This window comes from Streptomyces milbemycinicus (genome assembly GCF_002154605.1).
Classification (GTDB): domain Bacteria; phylum Actinomycetota; class Actinomycetes; order Streptomycetales; family Streptomycetaceae; genus Streptomyces; species Streptomyces milbemycinicus.
The window spans coordinates 1-4,996 of the sequence record NZ_MUNE01000622.1 but is presented as its reverse complement, the minus strand read 5'-3'; the positions used below and the strand labels follow the sequence as shown (position 1 = coordinate 4,996).

The following is a 4,996-nucleotide window of genomic DNA, read 5'->3' as shown; positions in this document are numbered from 1 at the left end:
ACGGGGCGTACGCCCCGTGCGAGCCGTACGCCCCGTGCGAGCCGTACGCGCCGCCGACCGACACCCGCACCGTCGCGCCGACGCCCGCCGCGAAGCACCGGGCGACCGCCGCCGGGGCGGTGATGCCGGCGTGCAGCGCGGTGGCGCGGCCGGTGGCCAAAGCCTCGTTGGCCAGCAGACGCCGCAGCATGTACGCGACGTCGCCCGCGCCGCCCGCCGCCGGGTTGTCGCCGGAGTCGGTGATGAGGAAGGGGCGGGCTCGGGAGGCGATGGCTGTGTCGATGCAGGTGTCGGCGTCGGCGGCGGGGGCGGGGAAGACGAAGTCGCGGCGCAGGTCCCAGTACTCCTTGGCCAGTGAGCGCGCCTGTTCGACGGCGAGGGCGGGGTCGTCGCCGGTGACGACGACGGCCGCCTTGCAGCGCGGTTCGTCGGCCCAGGGGCAGCCGGCCCAGACGGCCGCGTCCACGATGCCGTCCAGTTCCTCGATGGAGCCCAGCCGCCCGTACAGCGACTTGGCGGGCTCCAGCCGGGGGCTGGTGCGCTCGGCGGGCAACAGTACGGGCACCTGTACCCAGGCCAGGTGGGGGCGGCTCTTGCCCGCGGCGAGGCGTTCGACGAGTTTGCGGGCGGCGCGTTCGCGGGTACGGGCGGTGGCGTCCTGGTGCGGGGCGAGGCGGTGTGCGGTGATCAGGTCCAGCCGGGTGGCGAGCCGGCGTGAGACGTTGCCGTGGGGGTCCATCGCGGCGGAGATCAGCGCGCCGGGGCCGAGGGCATCGCGTACCGCGTCGGTCAGATCGGCCTCGGCGTCCTCCAGGCCGATCACGCTCATCGCGCCGTGGAGGTCGTGGACGAGGCCGTCGAGGGGGCCCGCCTGCCGTATGCGGTCGACCAGTTCGGTCTTGAGGCGGTCGTACGTCTCCGGCTCGACCGGTCCGCCCGGCGGGGCCTCGGCGTGGACCAGCGGTACCCACTCCACCGGGCCGCTGACCCCGCCGTCCGGCCGGGCCCAGGGGCAGCGGTCCCACAGCTCCTCACCGCGGATGACGTGGAAGTCGTCGTACCGGGTGCGGTGCGGGCTGAAGGTGCTGGACGTGGCGCAGACGCCGCCGATGCCGATGCGCGGGCGGCGGCCGGCGGGGGAGGGCGTGCTCATGCGTGTGCGGGTTCCTTTCCCGGCTCGCGCGGCGCGGCGGCGGTCAACAGCGCAGCAACCACCCATGAGCGCGGCAACCGCCTATTACGGAACAATAGCCGCGAGTCGCCGTGTTGGGGGCCGACTTGGTTTCGAGTCCGTGTGGACGTCGCACCGGGTCGGTTATGCCCGCCCGGCCGAGTTCCGCCGCTCGCGCCATTCCGGCGCCAGCACCGACCAGACCTCCATGTCGCGGCGCACCCCCCGGTGCGGATGGCTCTGCCGCAGCACTCCGTCGTGCACCATCCCGAGCCGCTTGGCGACATTGATGCTCGCGGTGTTGGCGGCGGCCGCGAGCCATTCCACGCGGTGGATTCCGCGCTCCTCGACGGCCCAGTCGATGAGCACCCGGATCGCGCGCGTGATCAGCCCGCGTCCGACGGCCGCCCGCTCCAGCCAGCAGCCGACCTCGCAGGTGCCGAAATATGTGTCGAAGCTCTTGAAAAGGACGCCGCCGACGAGCGTGCCGTCGAGCCAGATGCCGTAGATGCGCCCGCTGTCGGCGGCCGCCTTGTCGGCGTACGACTGGAGGAACGCCCGCGCGGACGCCAGGTCGGTGGCGCGGTCGGCCAGCGCGACGTAGGGGCCGATGTACTCGCGGCTCCGGTCGATATGGGCGAGGTATTCCTCGGCGTTCCACGGCTCCAGCGGCCGCAGCTTCGCACCGTCGTCACCCAGTGATATCGCGAACACGTTACTCCTTCACAAGAGGGCGGGAATCGTGATGCGGGGGAAGGCCCGCCTGCTGCGGCAGTTCCCGGCGGGTGCGCACCGGGGAGAGGAAGACGGGCAGAAAGGCGAGCGCCAGCAGGCAGCCGCCGACCCACAGCGCGGGGCGCACCCCGGCGAACTGGCCGATCAGGCCCGCCGCGGCGGAGCCGATGGCGATCGCGCCGGTGAGCATGAAACGGAAGGTGGCGTTCATGCGGCCGAGGAGCGGGTCGGGTGTCAGGCGCTGGCGGAGGCTGACGCCCAGCACGTTGTCGAGGCCGATCTTGAACGTGGCCAGCAGCCATCCCGCCCCGGCCGCCCAGAGCCAGGGGCCCCGGCCGATGAGCGGGATGAGCAGCGCGGCCGGGGCCAGGCAGGCGCCGGCCAGGGAGAGGGCGCGGCCGTAGCCCAGGCGCCGGGCGGCGGGGTGGGCGCAGCGCGCGCCGAGGAAGATGCCGACCCCGCCCACCGCCCCGTACGCGCCCAGCACCCCGGCCGACAGGCCGAGTTCGCGGGTGAACAGCACCGGGAGCAGGGTGTTGATCAGCTGCGAGCCGAGGTTGGTGAGGGACGCGGTGAGCGCGAGGGCACGCAGTTCCCGGTCGCGCAGGACGTGCCGCAGCCCCTCGGCGATCTGTGCCCCCAGCCGGGCGGGCCGCCGTCCGGGGTCGGCCGGCGGCGTGGGCGTACGCCGGATGCCGGTGAGCCGGAGCGCCGAGGCGAGGTAGCACGCGCCCACGCCGACCACGGCCAGCGGCGCCGTGAGCAGTTGTACGAGCACGCCGCCCGCGCCTCTGCCCGCCACATTGCCCGCGGCCTGGAGGCCGACCACCGCGGCGTTCGCCCGTACCAGCCCGTCGGGGCCGACGAGCTGCGGCAGAAAGCTCTGCGAGGCCACGTCGAAGAACACCGTGGCGCCGCCGTTCAGCAGGACGACGGCGTACAGCTGGTGGAGGGTGAGGGCGTCCAGCGCCCAGGCCACCGGCACGGACGCGAACAGAGCGGCCCGCGTCAGATCCGCGGCGATCAGCACCCGGCGGTGGCGCAGCCGGTCCACCCAGGCCCCGGCGGGCAGGCCGATGACGAGGAACGCGGCGGTGCTCAGCGTGGCCAGGAGGCCGACCTGACCGGGGCTCGCGTCGAGCGCGGACACCGCGACCAGCGGGATGGCGAGATAGCCGATGCTGGTGCCGAGCTGGCTGAGCGCCGTGGCCGTGAACAGCGTTCGGAAGTCGCGCAGCCGCCAAGGGGATTCCGTGGGCATGACGGGTACATTGCCGGGCGCTGTCGCCGCATACCAATGATTTAGCCTCTGCTGAATGAGGCATGAGCCGCGGGCCGCGGGCGACACGCTGGAGATCGAATTCTCGGCCGAGGACGTGGCCCGTACCCGCTTCGCCATATCCCCGCTGTGGGAGGTGGCGGCCAGTGTGCGCGTCCTCAAGGGCGCCGACGAGCACGGTATGCACCGGCGGTGGACCGAGCAGGTGCGGCCCAGGCTCGCGGCCGCGCGGCTGGACCTGGAGCCGCTGTCCCGTCTGATCGCCGTGCCCACCGCGGGCATCCCCGGGTTTCTCGTACCGCCGCCCACCACCCCGCAGCCCGCCCTTGAAGTGGAGCTGGCGGCGTTGCGCGCGACCCCGCCCCACTTGCTGCGGACGACATCACCGGGGGCGGAGGCGGGTGTCGCCGCGCTGCGTGAGGACCCCAGGCGCGGTCTCGACCGGCTGGCGGAGGTGATCGCCGGGTACTGGGAGGTGGCGCTCGCACCGTACTGGCCGCGCATTCTCACCTTGTTCGAGAGCGACATCCTGCACCGGGCCAGGCGCTTCGCGGAGGGCGGCGCCCGGCGCCTGTTCGACGACCTCGATCCGCAGCTCACCTGGGACTCGGGCACCTTGCAGATGGCCCACCGCTGTATCCGTGGGGTGCGGCGGCTGGACGGACGGGGGCTGCTGCTCGTCCCTTCGGCGTTCGTCTGGCCGCGGATCTTCTCCACCCTCGACAGCGAGGACTGGCAGCCCAATCTGCGCTATCCGCCGCGCGGCCTCGGCACCCTGTGGGAGCAGCGGTCCCAGCCGTACTCCGACGCCCTGGCCGGAGTCCTCGGCCGCACTCGCGCCCTGCTGCTGGCCGAACTGGCCGCCCCCGCCTCCACCACGGACCTCGCCCGCCGCATCGGGCTTTCCCCGGGCGGCGTCTCCCAGCATCTGACGGCGCTGCGCGCGGCGGGTCTGGTGAACGCGCACCGCACCGGGCGGGTGGTGCTCTATGCGCGCACGAGCGTGGGCGAGGCGCTGGTGAGCGGCCACTGACGCGTGGCGGGCCTCATTCCCGTAAGCGGTGTGGGGAAGTCCACAAAGGGGGCAAAGGATCTTTTCCGGGTGTCACAGTGCATGAGGAGTTCGCCGCCGGTCCAGGTTCTGGACGCGCGGCGGCCCTTCACATGTTCATCAGTGCGTGCGCCGCCACGGGTCTGGCCCTTCCCCCGCCGCGGACCCGGCGGGTTCGGCGCGATATCCGGAAAGCAGGCCATGGCCGCACTCGCCCGGTGGTGCCTCAGGCGCCGCTTCGTCGTCATCGCGCTGTGGCTGGCCGCCTTCGCGGGCGTATCCGTCGCGGCCGCGGTCACGGGGTCCGCGTACTCGAACGACTACGGCATCCCGGGCACGGACTCGGCGCGGGTCTCCGAGCTGATGGAGCGGGAGTTCCCGAGGCAGGCCGGGGACAGTGACATGATCGTCTGGCATACGGCGCGCGACACGGGCACGGTGCGCGCGGTGGACGTACGGCAGCACATGACGGCGGCGCTGGAGCGGGTGGAGAAGCTGCCCGGCGTCGTCTCCGTCACCGGGCCGTACGGACGCGACAACACTGACAGCGGTACTGACAGCGGCACTGACAGCGGCACGGATACGAGCCGGATCAGCGCCGACGGGCACACCGCCTACGCCACCGTCCTCTTCGACCGGCCCGCCTCCGAACTCGGCGAGTCCCAGGTCCGCCAGGTCCTCGACACCGCCCGCGCCGCGGCGGCCGACGGGCTCGAGGTGGAGATGGGCGGCGCGGGCATCGGCGCGGCCCAGCAGACGG

5 protein-coding genes are annotated in these 4,996 nt (G+C 73.2%); 2 read left to right on the top strand and 3 right to left on the bottom strand.

What is annotated here, in order from left to right; translation table 11 throughout:
• From CCN51_RS40815 to CCN51_RS40805, 3 genes are all read right to left on the bottom strand, one after another.
• Positions 1-1,153: M81 family metallopeptidase (locus CCN51_RS40815; protein WP_086860713.1), on the bottom strand; the 1,153-nt coding region annotated here is incomplete at its 3' end.
• A gap of 162 nt (positions 1,154-1,315) precedes the next feature.
• A complete protein-coding gene (locus tag CCN51_RS40810) occupies positions 1,316-1,885 on the bottom strand; it encodes a GNAT family N-acetyltransferase (RefSeq protein WP_086860711.1) in 570 nt (189 codons plus the stop codon).
• 1 nt (position 1,886) lies between these two features.
• A complete protein-coding gene (locus CCN51_RS40805) occupies positions 1,887-3,167 on the bottom strand; it encodes an MFS transporter (protein ID WP_014176164.1) in 1,281 nt (426 codons plus the stop codon).
• Positions 3,168-3,222: 55 nt separating this feature from the next.
• Here CCN51_RS40805 and CCN51_RS40800 point away from each other — a divergent pair, with 55 nt between their 5' ends.
• Positions 3,223-4,218: an ArsR family transcriptional regulator gene (locus CCN51_RS40800; RefSeq protein WP_014176163.1), complete on the top strand. Its 996-nt coding sequence runs from the start codon at positions 3,223-3,225 to the stop codon at positions 4,216-4,218.
• 219 nt (positions 4,219-4,437) lie between these two features.
• The coding region (locus CCN51_RS40795; RefSeq protein ID WP_158104743.1) for an MMPL family transporter at positions 4,438-4,996 on the top strand (559 nt) is incomplete at its 3' end.